The organism is Roseiconus lacunae, assembly GCF_008312935.1.
GTDB lineage: Bacteria > Planctomycetota > Planctomycetia > Pirellulales > Pirellulaceae > Stieleria > Stieleria lacunae.
In genome coordinates, this window is the sequence record NZ_VSZO01000002.1 from 113,551 (window position 1) to 132,777 (window position 19,227).

The window sequence follows — 19,227 nt, forward strand, 5'->3', positions numbered from 1 at the left end:
TCTTCGACGCCTGCCGAGGCAAAGTTCGGGCAACGTACCCAAATGTCAATTCACGTGAAGCTATCAGAGTCCGGCACCGCCGACAATGCCAACTCGGCGAATCTGACCGAATGGTCCGCTTGGACAGACAAACGACCTATCGGACTAAACAAATCAGTCCCTGCGGCGTGACAGCATCGCCGCCCACGCCGGTCAGCGGCGGGCGCCGCAAGATCACTCTTCGGCGACGTTGACGAAGACCTTGAGGGCGTCTTTTTCCTCGACCAATAGACGCATCATTTCCTGGTAATTCTCCAAGCCATCGACCGGGTGCGTCAATATTTTGCTCAGCACGCCGGGGAACATCATGTCGCCGAGCGCCAGGTCACGAATCCCGCTTTCAAAGTGCGTGCGGTTACCGTTGACGCTACCGAGCAGCAACTTGTTGCCCAAAACCCAGTTCAAGTTCACGCTGTCCGACGGAATCTCGATGTTTTGGTCGCCGCCGGTGATGCTGGTCCAGACCACGACGCCGTTGTGACCGACGTATTGCATCGCTTGAAACGCGAGCTTGCTGCTGCCGGTCGCGTCGACAATCAAATCTGGCTTGCCGGTCTTGGCGACCAATTCGTTCATCGGCGTTTGACGCGTGCTGACATAGTGTGCCTCCATCCCTTCGACGATTTCGCTTTTCAGGTTCGGCGCTTCGCCACGAGCAAGCGTATAAACCTCCAGCCCGCGAAGCTTCAAAATCAGCGTCGTCAGCAAACCGATCTGACCCGATCCGAGCACGTACGCTAAACGGGGACGCCAAACTTTCATTCGCTGCTGTGCCTCGTAAGCCTGCTGGACCGCTTTGGCCGCACAACTCATCGGTTCCTGGAGCACATGCAAATGCTTGAGACCTTCGGGAACACGGACAATGTATTCCTCCTCGTCGACGAACTTTTCGGTCATGAAACCGTGACGTAGGTTGATCCCACGCTCGTAGTACGTCTCTTCACTGGTCATGTCGTTGGTGCCGATCATGTCATAGATCGAACCGCCCGGGCGGCGCACCGTGGCGGTGACATAATCGCCCGGCTTGACGCGGCGAACTTTCGGACCGACCGCCTCGACCACGCCGAAAGATTCGTGCCCGATCACCAAATAATCGTCGCCCTCGGGAGCGTTTCCGTACAACGCCTCGTTAATCTCTCGGTCGGTCGCGTCAACGCCGACCTTCAACGTCTTTACCAATACCCCATTGCCATCGGGGAACGCATCGAGCGAGGGCTCGGGGATGTCGGTCAGGTGAACACTGTTCGGTGTGCCGGGTTTAACCGCGACGGCTTTCATAGCTGGTGGCTGCTGGGAGTTGGGTAGAAATGGAGACCTGAAGTCCGGGAGGTGCGAATCCTACCAGGGTCGGCTGCAGCGTATTAGGGGGTGCGTCGCTGGGAAAATCCGACTGCGACACCGAGTCCCTAGCCGTCATTAGATTCCCTTCCCCCCTCGAAACGAGGGTCTAACGGCGTCCCAAGCCCCGTTACAGCGGAGTCGCTGGTGAGTTCTAACCGATTTTTCACAACGGCAGTTGTCAAAAATGCCGACGGTTGCAACAGTAGAAGTGTTGGAAGCGAGCGTAGACAACGAATCTTTATCCATTCGACCCAATTCTGGTCATGCATTCAATTAACGGCAAGTCCGACCATTCGGTGGTTCGATCCGTCGACCGTGAATTGTTACGCGCGATGCCCGCGGACGCATTGATCGGTGTCGGCGATTTGATCGACCGGCTTGGCGTGACAGCCACTGCGGTTCGTCAGCGAATCGACCGAATGCTGGAGCGTGAATTGATCGAACGGGAAAAAGTGGTCGCCGGACGCGGTCGCCCGACCTACCAGTATCGGTTGACCGAGAAAGGACGCCGCATCAACAGTGCCGATTCGACGGAGTTGGCCGAGGCAATGTGGCAGGAGATGCTGGCGATCGAAGATCCAGAATTGCGAGACCGGATGTTGGCCGGCATCGCCAAACGGATGGGCAAAGAATATGCCTCGCGATTGGCCGATGCTCGGATGGATGCCAGCACGCCGCTTGAAGAACGCATGCGTCTGCTTAGCGAACTGCTTAGCGAACGCCGCGTCGTCAGCGACGTTGTTTCCGATGGCAAGTTACCGGTTCTGGACATTAGATGTTGCCCATTCCCGACGCTGGCCAACGGAGAGCATGACCACTCGATGTGTCGGCTGGAAGAACTGCTGCTTTCCGAAGCGTTGGGCAAACCGGTGCAGTTAAGCCAGTGTCGAAAGGATGGCGATTCATGCTGCCAGTTCACTCCGGCAGCACCGAACGAATCTGTCGGGCTTGGATCGTCCGACGCGACGCGGTCAACCCATCATTGACAAACCAATCGCGGATCGGTGACGGTCACCTCGGTGGCCGATGACTTCCGCACCAATCGAATATTTACTCACAGTACGTTTTAAGTCACCAGCAAGAAGTCTAGCGAATATGACGCACGTCTTGAAAATCGAAGACCTTCACGTTTCCGTCGGCGACAAGCCGATCTTGCGAGGCGTCAACTTGACCATCAACCATGGCGAAACACACGCGCTGATGGGCCCCAACGGTAGCGGCAAAAGCACGCTTGGGTTGGCCATCATGGGACACCCAGGTTACGAAGTCACCGACGGATCGATCAAGCTTGACGATCAGGATGTCTTGGAGATGGAACCCGACGAGCGAGCCCGTGCGGGGATCTTCATGGCTTTCCAACGCCCCGTGGCAATCCCGGGTGTCAAGATGGCTGACTTTTTGCGTCATGCCGCAACGAACGTCCGCCGTCCAGACCGAAAGGAAGGCGAGGAATTGATCCCAATGCGTGAGTTCCGCAAAGAGCTGAAGGACAAAATGCAGCACTTGCGGATGGACGTCGAGTTCGCTCGCCGTTACGTCAACGATGGATTCTCGGGCGGTGAAATGAAGCGTGCCGAAATCCTGCAACTTGCGATGCTGCAACCCAAGTTTGCCGTGCTCGACGAAACTGACTCTGGGCTGGATGCCGACGCGGTTCGCTTGGCCAGTGAGTCGATCGCCGACATCGGGCATCAAAAGATGGGTCTGCTGATCATCACCCACCACGACAAATTGCTCGAACACAACCCACCAGATTTCACCCATGTGATGCTCGGTGGCCGTATCGTCGAAACCGGTGGGAAAGAACTGGCCGACGAATTGCACCGCCAAGGTTACGATCGCATCCGCAAGGCCTACCCCGAAGCCGACGCGCGTAACCAAGAAATGCTCGCCGAAGAAGCGATGGCGTAACTTTTGCGGTGCGGCACACCGCCGCGCCGTTTGCCCCGACCAATTGCGTGAGCTTTAAACCAACACACTTCGCTCCAGAACGTGGAGAGCAAATAGAACGATGAGCACTGACGTACCGGCAAAGCCCGAAATCGGCGAAATCAACAAGTACAACTTCCGCACCGAAACGACCGGTGTATTCAAAGCCAAGAAGGGTTTGAACCGGGACGTTGTCCATCAAATCTCCGACATCAAGAATGAGCCGGATTGGATGCGTGAGTTCCGCTTACGCTCGCTGGAGATTTTCGAGTCCAAGCCGATGCCCAAGTGGGGCGGCTCGATCGATATCGATTTCCAAGACATTTACTACTATCTCAAGCCGACCGAGCAACAAGGTCGGACTTGGGAAGATGTCCCCCAGGAAATCAAAGACACGTTCGACAAACTTGGCATTCCCGAAGCAGAAAAGAAGTTTCTCGCCGGCGTGAAAGCTCAGTTCGAAAGCGAAGTCGTCTATGGATCGCTCGAAGAAGACCTTGCCAAGAAGGGCGTGATCTTCACCGACACTGACACCGCCGTTCGCGAGCACCCGGAATTGCTACGTGAATACTTCGGCAAAGTCATCCCGCCGGAAGACAACAAGTTTGCCGCGCTCAACAGCGCCGTTTGGTCCGGTGGTTCGTTCATCTACGTCCCCAAAGGCGTCACGATCGACTTCCCGCTGCAAGCGTACTTCCGCATCAACGCCGAAAGCATGGGGCAGTTCGAACGGACCTTGATCCTGGTCGATGAAGGGGCAAACGTCCATTACGTCGAAGGCTGCACCGCGCCGATGTACAGCACCGAAAGCCTGCACAGTGCGGTCGTCGAAGTCGTCGCCAAACGCAACGCCCGTTGCCGATACACGACGATCCAAAACTGGGCGAACAACATCTACAACTTGGTGACCAAGCGAGCTTGGGCCTACGGTGACGCGACCATGGAATGGGTCGATGGTAACTTGGGTAGCAAGTTGACGATGAAATACCCCGCGGTTCACATGAAGGAGCCCGGCGCACGAGGCGAGATCCTGTCGATCGCATTTGCGAGTGCCGGCCAACACCAAGACGCCGGTGCCAAGCTGGTCCATGAAGCCCCTAATACCACCGGGCAGATTATCAGCAAGAGCATCAGCAAGAATGGCGGACGCAGCAGCTACCGTGGGTTGGTCGCCGTTCAACCCGGAGCCCACAACAGCAAGAACAACGTCGTCTGTGACGCGTTGATCCTCGATCCGGAAAGCCGAAGTGATACCTATCCTTATATCGAGATCGGTGAGCAAGACGTCCAGATCGGCCACGAAGCAAGCGTCTCGCGAATCGGCGAAGAGCAAATGTTCTACTTGCTCTCTCGCGGTTTGAGCGAACAAGAAGCGAGCACGATGATCGTCAATGGCTTCATCGAACCGCTCGTCAAAGAGTTGCCGATGGAATACGCCATCGAAATGAATCGGCTGATTCAACTGCAGATGGAAGGCAGCGTCGGTTAATTCGACCACGCATCCTTCTTCGAGAGCGAACGAATCGGCATTGGCCATTCGTTTTGGGGCGGTCCAAACTTCCCTTCGCGATTCCAATTGGCTTCGCGAAACCAATCGGCATCGCTCCGGCAATAACACTCGTTGATTTTCGGCCGCCCAGTCCGGCGAGCCGACGGAGTGGCGATGCCATTGCTTACAGAAGTGGCCGCCCAGATAGCACTTCTGCCTTTCGCCTAGTTGGCCTGCCAACACACGCTGTCCTTTTAAATTTTACAACATCACTCAATGTCATCTTCCACCGCCTACGCGTTTGACAAAGCCGGCTTTGATGCTTTGTTAGACCAAGTCGCCGAGCCAGATTGGTTGGTCGCGCTTCGCCGTGAAGCGTTCGAGCACGCCTCCAAAATGGATTGGCCACACCGCCGACACGAGGAGTGGATCCGGACGGACATCCGCGCATTCCAACTCAACAAATTCGGCCTACCCAGCCTCGAGAGCTCCGAACCAACGGTTACCCAGACACCGCACCAGTTGATCAGCGGCGTTGAACTTGGCGGCCGAATCGAAACCGTCGATAGTGCCGTCGTCAACCACTCACTGGCTTCGGAACTCGAATCCAAAGGCGTCGTCTTTGGGCCGCTCAGCCAACTCGCTAATTCTCATGCCGATCTCGTTCGGCCGCACTTGTTCACCGCCTTTGACCCCGATCACGACAAGTTCGCGGCACTGCACGCGGCCTTCATGGCCGGCGGACAATTCCTTTATGTCCCCCGCGGTGTAACGATTAGCCAACCACTGCACATCGGATCGATCATGACCGATGGTGGTACCGACACGACGCATACACTGGTCGTGCTCGAAGAGGGCGCCGAAGCAACAGTGCTGCACGAATACAACAGCGTCGATCCGAGCGCGGGTGGCTTGCACCTCGGTTCGATCGAGTTGATTCAAAAGCCCGGATCGAATCTTCGTTTTGTTAGTCTGCAAGAGTGGGGACACAAGGCCTATCACTTTGCACAGCAAAAAGCGGTCATCGATCGTGACTGCAACTTGCAATGGACGATCGCCGCGATGGGTTCGATGCTCTCCAAAGTCAACCAGACGGTCGATTTGGTGGGTCCCGGTGCGGACAGCCAGGTCAACGGAGTGATGTTCACCGAAGGCCGCCAACACTTGGCCTACCACACCCAGCAACACCACCGCGCGCCAAGCTGTCACAGTGACTTTTTGTACAAATCCGCACAGCAGGATAATAGTCGCACTGTGTGGCGTGGGATGATCAAGGTTGACCCGATCGCTCAAAAGACCGACGGTTATCAGCGGAACGACAATTTGGTGCTTTCGCCGACCGCCCGCGCCGATTCGATTCCGGGATTAGAAATCGAAGCTGACGACGTTCGTTGTACCCACGGGAGCACGACCAGCAAGGTGGATGAGGAACAACTGTTCTACGCCCGCTGCCGTGGATTCACCCAGAAAGAAGCCACTCGCATGATCGTAACGGGCTTCTTCCAACAAATCTTTGACCGAATCACCATTGAAAGTGTGCGGGAAGCGCTCGGTGCAGCGATCGCCCGCCAAGTTCGAGAATACGAGTAAATCGATGGCTTTAGCAGAAGACAAAGTCCGTGAATCACTAAAGCAGGTGATCGATCCGGAACTTTTCGTTAACATTGTAGATCTGGGATTGGTTTACGTCATCAATATCTTGGAAGAGAAAGAAGACGGACGACACGATGTCCAAGTCGACATGACGATGACCAGCCCGATGTGCCCGGCGGGACCACAATTGGTTGCCGGGACGAAGGCGGCCGCTGAAGAGCTCGAGGAAGTGGATTCCTGCGAGGTCAAAGTTGTGATGGAGCCCCCATGGTCGCCTGATCGGATGACGGATGAGGCTAGAGATCATTTGGGTATCTTTTAGTAAAGGATTGTGCATTGAAAATATTCGTCGGGGAGTATGTCTGCGGAGGCGGATTAGTCGGGGCGACCGACGAAGCAGGATTGGATGACCTGCGCAGTGAAGGCGAGGCGATGCTTCGCGCTCTTGTCGCGGATGTTTCGCAATTCGCCGAAACGACTGTCGTGCTCGATAATCAACTGAACGTTGACTGCAACGCGACGACGATTGTCGAGTTTGACCATGCCAAGCCTTTGTGGGCCCAATGGGCCGAAGCGGCTCGGGGTTGCGACGCCGCGCTGGTGATCGCACCGGAGGTCGACGGACTATTGGCCAAAGGTGTTGCCGTGTTACGAAGCGCCGGATGCGAAGTCATCGCCGGCAGCGGAGACTTCCTACGTGTCGCCAGCGACAAACTACTCACCGCCCAATTATTGCATCGCGCCGGAGTGGCCCACCCGCCCTACATCGCGACCGAAGACGAGCGGATGATCGGCGTCCTTGCCGATAGCTCGCGGTTTGTGATTAAGCCACGTGACGGATGCGGAACTCAAGAGATCCAGACGTTCGACGATTTTCGCGAAGCCCGAAAGACGCTCGCTTCCGGATCGATCATGCAAGGTTGGATGGAAGGACGCAGCATTTCGATTTCTTACCTTGCATCGGGCAACTACCAAACCTTTTTGCCCGCCGTCGGCCAATCGATCAGCAAGCACCATTGCCATTACAGCGGCGGCTGTGGTCCGTTGGATGATGAATCGCAGCGACGAGCCACCGCGATGGCGTCGCGCGCGATCGCGGCCATGCCGCCCACCGCCCGCGGTTTCATCGGCCTGGATTTGATCCTCGGCGAAGAACCAAGCCAGGATTGTGTGATCGAGATCAACCCTCGCCTGACCACCTCCTATGTCGGACTGCGCGAAATGATCCATGGCAATCTCGCGGCCCGCCTATTTGACTTGGAAACCGGACCGGTGCGTTGTAAAGCCATGGTCGACACCGTTCGCTGGACCCCCGACGGCAAAGTTTACTTCGACGCACCATTGCTGACTTAAGTGCGTCGGCATCTTTGGCTTGACGCCGGTAGTAGAACGTTCTCAATCGATACACGGCAATAGTGAGATCGGATAATCTTTCAGTGGTCACGTCATCGATTGGGATCGACATCGGCGGTGCGAACCTGAAGTACGCCAGCCGAAACGGCATCACCCGATCGGTCGACTTCCCGCTGTGGCTCCGCAGCGATCAGCTCGCCGGTCAACTGATCGATGATCTCGCACAACTCCCCACTCCGGGGCGACTGCTCATCACGATGACCGGCGAACTTGCCGATTGTTTTCTAGATCGTGCGCAAGGCGTCGAAGAAATCATCCAGCAGGCGAATCAGGCGGCATCTTTTCTGGGCGTTCCGTTGACGATCTATGGCGTCGGTAATCGATGGTTCACCGCCGACGAAGCGATGGGAAATGTCGAGTGCATCGCGGCGGCAAATTGGCACGCGTTGGCCAGTTTTATCGGGGGGAGTTGCGTCGAGACCAGCGACAGTACGGCGGGCGAACTCGTTAAGGAGCACCGGCACGCGTTGCTGGTTGATATCGGAAGCACCACCACTGATTTGATTCCGATCTTTGCAGGCCAAGTCGCAACGCAGGCGAGAACGGACTTCGATCGTCTCCGAGAAGGATCGCTGGTGTATGTCGGCGGCGAACGCACACCGGTCTGTACGCTGGTCGATCGATTGGAATGGAACGGCCAATCGGTACCCGTCATGCGAGAAGTGTTCAGCACGATTGACGACGTTCGATTATTGTTGGGGTATTCGAATGAATCGGATTCTTGCGAAACCGCAGACGGGAAGCCGCGGGACCTTTTTCATGCCGCCAATCGACTCGCGAGAATGATCGGCCTGGGACATCGCGAAGTGTCCGTTGAAAATGCACGCCAGCTTGCCGGACAAGTCCACCTTGCGGCCAAGCGTCTGATCGAAGAAGGCTTCACCACGTTGACTCAACAATGGACTTGGTTAGATCGAACGACCGTGATTGTTTCTGGACATGTCAATGACTTGCTACCCGGCATCGCAACTAATCAACCGAGACTGCTCAGCGAAGAACTCGGCGAAGCACTCTCGCGTGCGGCCCCGGCGTATGCGCTCACTCGTCTCTGGGAGTCACGGGCGTGCGACGCGTGATCAAACTTGGCGGCAGCCTGCTATTGCGTCCAAATTTGTCGAGTGCTTTTCAACGTTGGTTAGCACAGCAGTCCCCGGCGGACAATTATGTCATCGTCGGAGGCGGCCGATTGATCGACGCGGTTCGCGAACTTCATGCCATTCATGCGTCCTCGGCCGCTTGGACGCATTGGAATTGCGTTCAACTTCTGCAGACAACTTTTCACTGGCTATCAAGCCAATTCCCCCACGCTTCGACGATTACGACAAGTGACCAATTTCAGTCGTCAATTCAACAGACGTCCAGCGATCGGCTCTGTTTCGTCCAAGTCGATGCGTTCTATTTCCCGACTGATGAAGTAGTATTGCCCGAGGACTGGCGCACCACCACTGATGCGATCGCGGGATACTTAGGAAAGATCATCGATGCCGATGAAGTGGTGTTGTTAAAGTCTTGTGACGCCAGTTCACTGGAGTCACTTCAGCGATGGGCCGATCGCGGCATCATCGATGAAGCGATGCCATTGATTGCCGAAGGGATGCCGCCGGTTAGAATCGTCAACTTCAAAGAGTGGCTTGCCCAATGACAGCGATCTTGGGAATTTCGGCGTTCTACCATGACTCGGCAGCCGCACTGGTGGTCGACGGAAAAATCATTGCCGCCGCACAAGAAGAACGCTTTAGCCGGATAAAACACGATGCAAGCTTCCCGACACATGCAATCCGGTATTGCCTAAGCGAAGCCGGAATCGATGAGAGTGATTTGGACTTCGTTGGGTTTTACGAAAAGCCCCTTTTAAAATTCGATCGCCTGCTGGAAACGTATCTTTCATTCGCCCCCGAGGGTTTCCATTCGTTCCGACGCGCGATCCCGAATTGGGTTTCTGAAAAACTGCGATTGCGGTGGAAAATTAAACGCGGGCTGAATCGAAAGTATCGACGTCGAATCGTTTTTTGCACGCACCACCAATCGCATGCGGCGAGCGCGTTCTTTCCATCGCCGTTTGATGATGCGGCAGTTCTGACGATGGACGGCGTTGGCGAATGGGCTTCAACGACACTCGGTTATGGTACTGGCAATACAATCACGTTGACCGACGAATTACGGTTTCCGCACTCGTTGGGGCTGCTGTATTCCGCGTTCACTTACTACTGCGGTTTTCGCGTCAATTCTGGTGAATACAAATTGATGGGGCTGGCGCCTTATGGAAAACCACGCTTCAAGGATCTGATCGAGGATAAGCTGATCCGGATCAACGATGACGGTTCGTTCGAGTTGAACCTCGAATATTTTGGTTATTGCCAATCGTTGCGAATGACCAATAAGCACTTCAATCGCTTGTTCGGACGCCCGCCCAGGACACCAGAAGCTCCACTCGAAGAATTTTATCAAGACGTTGCCGCTTCGATCCAAGTCGTTACCGAAGACATCGTTTTAAAAACCGCGCGGACGTTGTATCAGAAGACCGGAAAAGACAATCTTTGCCTGGCCGGAGGCGTCGCGCTGAACTGTGTCGCCAACGGACGCTTGCTGCGTGAGGGGCCCTTCAAGAATCTTTGGATTCAGCCCGCGTCAGGTGATGCCGGAGGTGCTCTCGGGGTCGCCCTGCTAATTTGGCATCAGCTACTACGGCAACCGCGTTCACGATCGTCGGTCAAGGCGGCCAGTGCCGACGATAGCCAGCGTGGTAGTTTGCTCGGACCGCGTTATGACGGCGACCAGGTAGCGTCGATGCTAGACCAACGATCGATTCCGTACCAACGGTTTGACGACCAAGAACGGCTGAACGATTACTTGGTGAATCTACTAGCCGACGGAATGGTGGTCGGTCGGTTTTCCGGTCGAGCCGAATATGGTCCGCGAGCACTTGGCAACCGAAGCATCATGGGTGACCCCAGAATCACAGACATGCAGTCAACGATGAACTTGAAAATCAAGTTTCGCGAATCGTTCCGCCCGTTCGCCCCGGTGGTGCTTGCCGATCATGCTCGCGATTACTTCGATCTGGAAGCAGGCGTCGAGAGCCCTTACATGCTGTTAGTTTGCGACGTAAAAACAACAACGTTACCGGCAATTACGCATGTCGATTCAAGTGCACGCGTGCAAACGGTTGATGGGAAAGAAAACCCTGCACTGGCACGACTACTCGAAGCATTTTACGAAAAGACTGGATGCCCTGTCCTTATCAACACCAGTTTCAACGTGCGAGGTGAACCAATTGTGGGGACACCTGACGACGCGCTTCGATGTTTCCTAAGGACCGAAATGGACGCCGTCGTAATTGAAAACTGCGTCGTCGAAAAGAAATCGCTTATGCTTCATCGACATCCGCCGCCCGGGTAAGTCGGAGAGTATTTGCCCGTCGGGTTATCATCATCCAAACCCAAACACGGGGTCGAGATGGCACTTGTGCTTCGACCATCTAAAATCTTCGGGTTCGGCTCATCAGCGGACGGGCGTACCCCGGTGATTGCAACGAAACCGTGGCTAACGCCATGCGGCTAATCCTTATTTCAAAAGTTGACGAAGCATTTGCCCAACAAAAAACGCCGCCCGAAGGCGGCGCGAGGGAAGTTCTTTCGAAAGCGACTTGCATCGATGACTACTTCGTGTCCAACCGAGTCCGTAGGATGGCAAAGTCGGCAACCGAGTCCGCTTGCAACTTTCGCAACGCTGACTGTCGACGCCGGTCAACCGTCCTAGGACTGATCGACAATTGACGTGAGATCTCGCGATTGGGAAACCCCTTGGTCGCTAAATCTAATACCGCCGACTCCTCGCTGGTCAGTTGGCCAAGCAACCGCTCGGCTTCTGCGATCTTCGAGCTACGCTGTTGGTCTTCCTCCGAACGCTGCATTGCCAATTCAATTTCATCGGCAAGCTGCTGCAGATGAAATGGTTTCTCGACAACACTGACGGCGCCCAGTTTCATCGCATCAACCGCCGTTTGAACGTCGGCAAATGCGGTCAGTAGGATGACTGACAAACAGGAGTCGCTCGCCGTAAGTCGACGAATCAATTCGACACCGCCCATCTCTGGCATCCGTAAGTCACTGATGACACAACCGACTTCGTCAGCCTTGGCGGCCTCGAGTAGTTTTTTGGGATGATCGAAGGTAACGGGTTGATAGCCAAACTCTCGAAGCGACATTGCCAGACTTGTGAGAAACTCTCGCTCGTCATCGACAATGTAAAGCGACTTGGGTTGGGCCCTTTCGGTGAATTCATTCACCGGAGAAGAAAGTGATGAGATCATAGAGGCGTGACCGTCCGCAGGGATAAGTAAGCCAGCCAGATCAGCTCAAAATAAACGATGCTGATTTCAGCGAGCTTATTCCGGAATGAAAAGAATGAAACCAAACGGTGTTACAACGAACACCGCTGCGATGTTTCCAGTGATCAGACGCCACAGCCGATCCTTCGGTGCAACAGTGTTGACTGCTTCGAGGACGCTGATCCTTTAGACACCATCTCTGAGTCTATGCGATTTCATGCACTATCGCCAAGGAACTTCGCATTTGCGAAACAGTTTTTTTCGTTTTTGTCCAAACGACACTTGCCTAAAAGCGTCCTATCGACCTGGAAGTTCGCGCAGAGTTTCGGAGACATCGCTCGCAATCCGCTCGACCGCGGTGAGTGCGTTGTCACATGCTTCCACCGCTTTGGCGTCACCGATACCAATCCCACGGCCGACCAACATCGCCACCACTTGGACCCCCAGAGAAGCGACAGACAGCTCGTTATTTATTTTGTGAAGGGACTGACGCAATTTAGCAACATTCGGACTTGCTGGAGCGATTTCAAGGTACCCCAGAAGTTCGGACTGCCCTGATTCACGATGGCGTCCGGCAGGACAGATCGATTCGACCAGATTTAAGTTGCCGTCCTGATCTACAAAGGGGACCTCAAATGCCTCGGCAGAGAGTTGACCGTGCCTCTGTAGTGCATAGGCCTGTCGAAGAGGAGGCTCATGATCGGCAGTCTTATCGGTCAGACTCATCCGCGCGACCCAGTCTTGCCGTTCTTGCCAAATCCGTTCCAGCGACATGCTAGGTTCAGACGTCGCCTGCTGCAGCGGATGGCTCGGCAACGTTTCGAGTCCGCCGGTGCCTTCGCTACCTCGTGCGTAGAACAACTGGTTCGTCAAATGGTGCCCATACACCCGATCGATCACGACCGAGTGTTCCGTCGTCGCATGGCCGATCCAAAACGTAGAGCACGTCACGATCAGCGTCCGTTTATCGAAGTCGACTTTTCAAGATGTCGTTCAATCGACCGATCGTGATCTCCGAGGAATTAACTCCGCCGAGCACCTCTTTGCTTAGGTCACCCAGCAGTTGATCCGCCTGGGCGACCAACTGCTGAGAATTAGACGTCTTGTTGGCGAACCATGTGGTCAGTTCCTGACGTTGTTTGTCGAGCGTCTCGTTGGCCTTCGCTGCCATCTTTTGCTTGGTCGCTTCGACTTGCTGGGCGATCGCTTCGGTCGCTGCGTCTTTCAGGATATCACCGAGGTTGGTATCCATCTTCATCGCGAGTTGTTCCCAAGTTCCTTCGAACTCGGCTTTGATGGTGATCAAGTCGACCGAGGATAAGCTCTGCCGCAACGCTTCTGTGGCGGGCACGGACTGATACTTAGAATCAACATCGAGTCCCATTTTGACGCCGGATTGCTTGCAGGCCAGGATCCCATGGATTTGGTCACCTTCACTCCGCATCTGTACCCAGATTTCACGGCGCCCACCATCAATCGACACGATAGCATCGTTGTCCTTGCCTAGTCGCATCGCGGGTGCTTCACTTTCGGGCCAATGAATCGTCAAACGATCGATGTCGCTGCCGTTTCGACGGTCACGCACGTAGCCGACTTTAACAACTCGAGGTCCATCGAGCTGCAACTCGGCACGCAGCGGTTCATCCAACAGGGTTGGCGACGGTGTCATATTTTCGATCGTTCCGGTGAGTGAATACGCTTCACCGCTGGCTCGCATCAGGCCTTGGATCTCGCACGTTCGCACCAAAACGTCGGGCTGTCGATGCTTTCCGATGAGATCGATATCGACACCGCGGGCGCGCTCGTTTTCTGGAGCGATCACGGTGTAGTTTGCGATCGTCCGACCATTTTCCCAGTACTCTTTGATCGTTGCGATCTGTTCGCGGACGGCATTGGTAACGAGGTCGATTCCCGCATTTTCAGATTGTGATAGGTCACCCGGAACGTATTGATCGATCCGTTTCAGGTCGGCCTCTTTGGCCGTTTCAAGGGCCGCCAAGTCAGCTTTGAAACGTTGCGGAAGAGACTCTAGCGAAGCGACGATTGACTTAAGTTCGGCACGAGTTTCGTCGGCTAAGTTAACAGTCGTTCCGATACGATCCCAATCACGGAGCGGATTTTCGATCGCCTTCGCGTTCGATTTGAACTCGCGGATCTTGTTCTCAAGTTCTTTCGCGCGTTTGGCCAAGTCATCGTATTCGCGTTCGTAACGCTGTTTGATTTCCTGACTGGTGCGAACGGTCTCCAACTCGCCGGTAGCCTGTTCGACCTGACCGGAGAGTTTGTCAGAGATACCGCCGATCAATTGACTCATTACCCCCGGTTCGTCCGACAGACTGGAAACGACATCATCTTCGGTCAGATCAGGTTCAAAGTGTCCGCTGGTGGTTCGGTTGGCACCGATCTGTAGCCCCGTAATGCGACCTCGATTGGCGACCCAACGTCGACGCAGCATCGCGTCGCCATCGAGTTCCAACTCAATCAAATCGGCGCGCAACGCATCACGCAGTTCTTTGTTGTCACGCGGATCGGCAACACGAAAATCTTCGTAACGGATCCGCGGCGGATACAGGACCACCTGCGCGCTACCAATTTCGACCTTCGCTCCCGTCGAAGCCTGCAACCCTTGGATAGTCACCCAGCGGGCCACCGGGCCCAGACCGAAGTGTAACAATGCCAAGACCGCGACTACGACCAAAGCCCGTGTGATTAAAAATCGCCAGCGAATCATCCTGCCGCTTTCCTTTGCTGGGAGTGACGGAGTTGTTGAAGCAGATAGTTCAAAGCTTCGTCGTTGGATGTTGGTTCGGTGATGTCATCGCCCGCAGGATCATCTTTGTCACGATAGTCCTTCATGCGAATCACATCGATTTTGGTTTCGATCGAAACCATTTGTTCGTTCGACGGCAACTCTTCGGGAGATGCCGTTGTCGGTGCCGGCTTCAAACTCGACGGCGGCCGGACCGCTAGCTCATCGCGGGGTTCCAGTGATGTGTGTACTTGATCAATCGCAGTTACATCACCGTGCTCGCTTTTCTTTTGCCAACGCGGAGGTCGCGAGGCCGAAGTTGCATCATCGATTCGGACAGAAACCGGTGCCACAGCGTCCGACGTGGTCGCGTGGCTTGACTCGGTCGATGCTTCGGCGGATTGTGACTGACTGATCGCAACGGCGGTTTCGCTTTGATCTTGTGAGTCGACTTCGGCATCCTTCTTTTTTTCGTCAGTTTCTTCTTCAGCCGGGGCAACCATCCGGAACAACGGAAGCGTGACCTTGTAGACCGGCCAAACCGAAGCGAGCCCGATCAGAAAACTCCCGAGCACGACGGTGTTGTTCAGATCGGTCCAAGGCACGAACGGCAACGCCCATGCCTGCATCGCAATTTGATGACCTTTGGGATGCGTCAACAGGTACTCGCCGAGTTGGTGCGAGTAGCCATCAAGCCCCGTTGCGATGAACGAAATCCCAATGGCAACGGCCGCCATCAAGGCATGATTGATTTGAAAAGTCAGTAGCGTAAGTAGCACTACGACCGCCAACAGATTGCCGTGGGGCATGATCCCCAACATCACGCCACAGGCACATCCGGCGGCCAATTGACGAGGGAATCGACGGTCCGCGATTGCTTTGCGCAGGTTGTTGAGCAGCTTGAGCGAAAATACGACCATCGCAGTGCGCCTCCTGCGCACACCTAGCACCAAATTGTCTATCGCTAAATGTCATCGGCTATCCCGCCGGCAAACATTCAATACAACCGGCACATTTTCACACGCCAGACGGGATTCGCACTTTTCCAGTTTCACGCGGGTTTAAGATCACCACGGCAAAGTCATTCCTAGCAACGGCTCCGATCAGAATCAGGAATCGATTCCAATCCCTCCCGGTAAGGCGACGTCACAAACGGCGATGAATGCGACCTAAGAGCCCCGTAAAATCTCGCCGCACGTACCGGGGCGCATAAGAAAACGCCGACGATCTCAAACTCGCCGGCGTTTCGTTAGGTTATTCGATGATTAGAGCATCAGTCGTTCAGCTATCTTCGCTCAACGACTCTTCAACGTGAGAGTCATCTGAAAGCGATTCGGTTTCCGATGAAGGCGAGCGCGCGTCGGCGATCCGGGTGGCTTCACCAACCACCGCGATCGCAGAACGAATTTCGATCGGAGAGAACCAGCGGATATTGCCGGTGTACTTGCTTTCCACACGGTTTTTTGCCGCGAGTTCTTCCCACGACATCTTGTCCATCAAGTTCCAGGCCGCCGCCTGAGCGGTGTTCTGGGCGACTTGTCGGTTGCCGAGTGCTTCACAAAGGACGTGGACGCGTTGGTCGGTGGTCACTAGATCCAGCGGTACAATTTTGTATGCCATTTTCGGGGTCGGATCGGGCTTGCCATGTTCCAGGCAAACGGTGGTCACGGCAAGTTTCTGCTGGCGATTAGGGGCAACACGCATCATGCCTCCCATTCCGCCCATGCCTCCACCCATTCCGCCCATGCCACCACCCATGCCGCCGCCGCCCATACCGCCACCCATGGCTTGGCCGCCGCCGCCGCCCATACCACCCATGCCTCCACCCATACCGCCCATACCGCCGCCCATTCCTCCCATACCGCCCATTCCCATTTGGCGGTTGATTGGAACACCCGCAAACGCTGCTGGCATTTGCAAGGTCATCGGTTGGTCGGTCAGATTGCGAACCAGGACGTTTGCCTTGGATGCATTCACTGGAATGAACTTCACCTCAATCTTGCCCGCATCCATGGCGCTGAAAAATTCACTGTCAGCGGTCTGAGGCTCGGCCGGTGCATCAGCCATTGCAACCGAGGCAACCATGGCGAGAGCACCCGCTACGGCACCGCTAAAAACGCGACGTGACATTTTTCCGATAGATGACATTTCGATTCGATAGAACACTGCGGAGTTCCTTGTGCGATGGGTGTCGCCCGGTGATGAGGCTGTCGCCCGGATACGACGAGGGTTGGGGATACCAACACCAATCCGCTTGCGGCCGAATCTGCGAGACCAGCCGAAGGGAATGGTGAAACCGGGGTGAGAGGAAGAAGGCGTTAAGATCCGCGTCCCAATTTTCCCCAGGGGATGTGCAGAATCGTTTCCTCTTGCCGCTGTTAGCATAGTTCGGCGAAAAGCCAGAACCAAGCCAAAAGGTTCCGAAGATCCAACGGGAAAGTTGGAAATCTGCAAAACCGATAGCTTGCGGGCATTCCGACTCCTGTTGTGCGAAACAGATCTCCCAAACCGGCTCCGCGGTGGGGGTGCCGAGGTGTGGCCGATCCGCCATTTCGGGGTGCAGCTCTTAAAGCCGCCGCTACTAGTACCGTTGGTAAACAAAAAACGGCCGAGTTTCCGGGTGAACCGGGAACCCAGCCGTGTCGTTTGAAATCGCAAGTTTGCGATGGCCCGCCTTTAACGCTCCCACAGCGACAAAAGCAGATCGCAATCCTGTTCGCCAGCGCCGAGACAGCACAACAGCTGACTCTCACCGGTAATTCGGTACATCGTCAATCCGCGCCGCTTCGGTGCGGTTTCTCTGGAGGTGAACATGCGATTGTGGATTCGCATCGGCGAAATCGTTCGGCTTGGTCGCGTTGCGTAAACTTTTCCGGCCCCAAAGCGACACTTGGGTGAGGCAAAACGCTTGCGGGCGGCGCGAGCCTTTTTCTGAAACCGATCACCCTCCAAGCCGCGGCGGAACCACGAGCCGTTCGCAGGTACCCGATGTTTTTTTGTCCTGCCGACAATGAGAGGGGGAAAACACCAGTCGAAACCTGTCCAGGCGTCCCCTTGGTCGCCCCTCATTGGCTGGGAGGCGTCAGATCTTTTACACCGTCGTTACAAGGAAAGGTCTACGCCGAGACAGACACGGAACAACTAATTCGTAAACTTTCCAGCGTTCCGATTGTCGAACGACTTAGCTGGCAGGATTTTCTCTCCGCTGAGCGTCCCGAAACACTTCGATCGGCCACCACCTATAGAGACCTCCCACAACGGACACGTCACGATGGCGAACGTAATCGAAACCCCAACGAAGAAGAAATCGGGGAGCCCTGAACGGCTTGAATATCCCGACATGGATTTGGCCAACGGTTCAGTCTCCGACGACTCTGGCACAATTGCGTCAAACGACGCCGCGGCTGTCAAGTTATCGGGTGAGCTAGCGAGCGATCGCAAACGAGCGGCCAATCTTTCTTGGTGGGCGATCGGCTGGCTGGGCATGGCCCACCTCGTTGTGCTGTGCGTCGCACCGTTTACGTTTTCATGGCAAGGCCTCGCGGTCGCGATCGGCTTGCACTGGCTCACCGGCAGCATCGGGATTTGCCTATGCTATCACCGCTTGCTGACGCATTCGGGCATGAAGACCACGACTTGGTTCAAATACGTTCTCGCCAGCATTGGTTGTCTAGCTGGCGAAGGGACGCCGCTTGATTGGGTTGCCGACCACCGCAATCACCACAAGAACAGTGATCAACCCGGTGACCCACACTCGCCACAAGATGGCAGTTGGTGGAGCCATATTTTCTGGTTGGCTTACCACACCCACAACGGGAACCGCGAGGCATACCTGCAAAAGTGGGCTCCCGACTTGTACCGGCTTCGTGGCATGCGAATCATGGACTACATGTTTTTGCCTATCCACATCGTCTCGGCCTTGGTGCTGTTCGGCATCGGCTACTACTTTGGCGACGCCAGTCTCGGCCTTTCGCTTGTCGTCTGGGGTGTCTTCGTTCGTTTAGTCGGTGTTCTCCATGCGACCTGGCTGGTCAACAGTGCGTCGCACATGTGGGGATACAAAAACTATGAAACCACCGATGACAGCCGAAACAATTGGTTGGTCGCGATCATCGCCTACGGCGAGGGTTGGCACAACAATCACCATGCCCACCCACGCATGGCAAAGCACGGCCACAAGTGGTGGGAATTTGACATCACTTGGCAAGCGATCAAGTTCTTGCGAGCGATTGGATTGGTTTGGGATGTCGTCGACTACCGAAACGCGGCGGAAAAGAAAGCTCGCGACCAAAAGACTCCCAACGTCACCGCGTCGTCCTAACATCGCTCAAGCGGAACGTCTTG

16 protein-coding genes are annotated in these 19,227 nt (G+C 55.3%); 10 read left to right on the plus strand and 6 right to left on the minus strand.

Annotation, left to right across the window (positions count from 1 at the left end; genetic code table 11):
* Positions 1-213 precede the first annotated feature (213 nt).
* On the minus strand, positions 214-1,317 hold the full coding sequence (locus tag FYC48_RS06770) for a glucose 1-dehydrogenase (protein ID WP_149495946.1): 1,104 nt from the start codon (positions 1,315-1,317) through the stop codon (positions 214-216).
* 326 nt (positions 1,318-1,643) lie between these two features.
* On the opposite strand from FYC48_RS06770, the gene FYC48_RS06775 reads away from it, so the two are divergent.
* The 9 genes from FYC48_RS06775 (at position 1,644) to FYC48_RS06815 (ending at position 11,203) form a co-directional block, all read left to right on the plus strand.
* A complete protein-coding gene (locus FYC48_RS06775) occupies positions 1,644-2,366 on the plus strand; it encodes a helix-turn-helix transcriptional regulator (protein ID WP_149495947.1) in 723 nt (240 codons plus the stop codon).
* Positions 2,367-2,475: 109 nt separating this feature from the next.
* Positions 2,476-3,291 (plus strand): Fe-S cluster assembly ATPase SufC, encoded by an 816-nt coding sequence (sufC, locus tag FYC48_RS06780; RefSeq protein ID WP_149495948.1) that lies wholly within the window; start codon positions 2,476-2,478, stop codon positions 3,289-3,291.
* Between the two features lie 100 nt (positions 3,292-3,391).
* Positions 3,392-4,798 carry a Fe-S cluster assembly protein SufB gene (sufB, locus tag FYC48_RS06785; protein ID WP_149495949.1) on the plus strand — a complete coding sequence of 469 codons (1,407 nt, stop codon included), beginning with the start codon at positions 3,392-3,394 and terminating at the stop codon, positions 4,796-4,798.
* 276 nt (positions 4,799-5,074) lie between these two features.
* Complete coding sequence (sufD, locus tag FYC48_RS06790) at positions 5,075-6,388, plus strand: Fe-S cluster assembly protein SufD (RefSeq protein WP_149495950.1); 1,314 nt, start codon at positions 5,075-5,077, stop codon at positions 6,386-6,388.
* Between the two features lie 4 nt (positions 6,389-6,392).
* Positions 6,393-6,713, plus strand: coding sequence for a metal-sulfur cluster assembly factor (locus tag FYC48_RS06795; protein ID WP_149495951.1), 321 nt, complete (start codon positions 6,393-6,395; stop codon positions 6,711-6,713).
* 14 nt (positions 6,714-6,727) lie between these two features.
* Positions 6,728-7,744 carry an ATP-grasp domain-containing protein gene (locus FYC48_RS06800; RefSeq protein ID WP_149495952.1) on the plus strand — a complete coding sequence of 339 codons (1,017 nt, stop codon included), beginning with the start codon at positions 6,728-6,730 and terminating at the stop codon, positions 7,742-7,744.
* An 83-nt stretch (positions 7,745-7,827) separates the two neighbouring features.
* Positions 7,828-8,880: a hydantoinase/oxoprolinase family protein gene (locus tag FYC48_RS06805; protein ID WP_149495953.1), complete on the plus strand. Its 1,053-nt coding sequence runs from the start codon at positions 7,828-7,830 to the stop codon at positions 8,878-8,880.
* Positions 8,868-9,446 (plus strand): amino acid kinase family protein, encoded by a 579-nt coding sequence (locus tag FYC48_RS06810; RefSeq protein WP_149495954.1) that lies wholly within the window; start codon positions 8,868-8,870, stop codon positions 9,444-9,446. The genes FYC48_RS06805 and FYC48_RS06810 overlap by 13 nt, the downstream gene beginning before the upstream one ends.
* Positions 9,443-11,203, plus strand: a complete 1,761-nt coding sequence (locus FYC48_RS06815) for a carbamoyltransferase family protein (RefSeq protein WP_149495955.1) — start codon at positions 9,443-9,445, stop codon at positions 11,201-11,203. Before FYC48_RS06810 ends, FYC48_RS06815 begins: the two co-directional genes overlap by 4 nt.
* 259 nt (positions 11,204-11,462) lie before the next feature.
* Here the strand turns inward: FYC48_RS06815 and FYC48_RS06820 are convergent, their stop codons facing one another.
* The 5 genes from FYC48_RS06820 to FYC48_RS06840 all read right to left on the minus strand — a co-directional run bounded on the left by FYC48_RS06820 (position 11,463) and on the right by FYC48_RS06840 (position 17,031).
* Entirely contained in the window at positions 11,463-12,092 is a 630-nt protein-coding gene (locus FYC48_RS06820) for a response regulator transcription factor (RefSeq protein ID WP_160149369.1), read from the minus strand.
* Between the two features lie 339 nt (positions 12,093-12,431).
* Positions 12,432-13,085 carry a hypothetical protein gene (locus FYC48_RS06825; protein WP_149495957.1) on the minus strand — a complete coding sequence of 218 codons (654 nt, stop codon included), beginning with the start codon at positions 13,083-13,085 and terminating at the stop codon, positions 12,432-12,434.
* 13 nt (positions 13,086-13,098) lie between these two features.
* On the minus strand, positions 13,099-14,865 hold the full coding sequence (locus FYC48_RS06830) for a TIGR03545 family protein (RefSeq protein WP_149495958.1): 1,767 nt from the start codon (positions 14,863-14,865) through the stop codon (positions 13,099-13,101).
* The gene (locus tag FYC48_RS06835) at positions 14,862-15,803 is read right to left on the minus strand and encodes a TIGR03546 family protein (RefSeq protein ID WP_149495959.1); all 942 of its coding nucleotides are present in this window, start codon (positions 15,801-15,803) and stop codon (positions 14,862-14,864) included. Before FYC48_RS06835 ends, FYC48_RS06830 begins: the two co-directional genes overlap by 4 nt.
* Positions 15,804-16,164: 361 nt before the next feature.
* Complete coding sequence (locus tag FYC48_RS06840; RefSeq protein ID WP_230776518.1) at positions 16,165-17,031, minus strand: hypothetical protein; 867 nt, start codon at positions 17,029-17,031, stop codon at positions 16,165-16,167.
* 1,123 nt (positions 17,032-18,154) lie between these two features.
* On the opposite strand from FYC48_RS06840, the gene FYC48_RS06845 reads away from it, so the two are divergent.
* Entirely contained in the window at positions 18,155-19,204 is a 1,050-nt protein-coding gene (locus tag FYC48_RS06845; protein ID WP_149495960.1) for an acyl-CoA desaturase, read from the plus strand.
* Positions 19,205-19,227 lie beyond the last annotated feature (23 nt).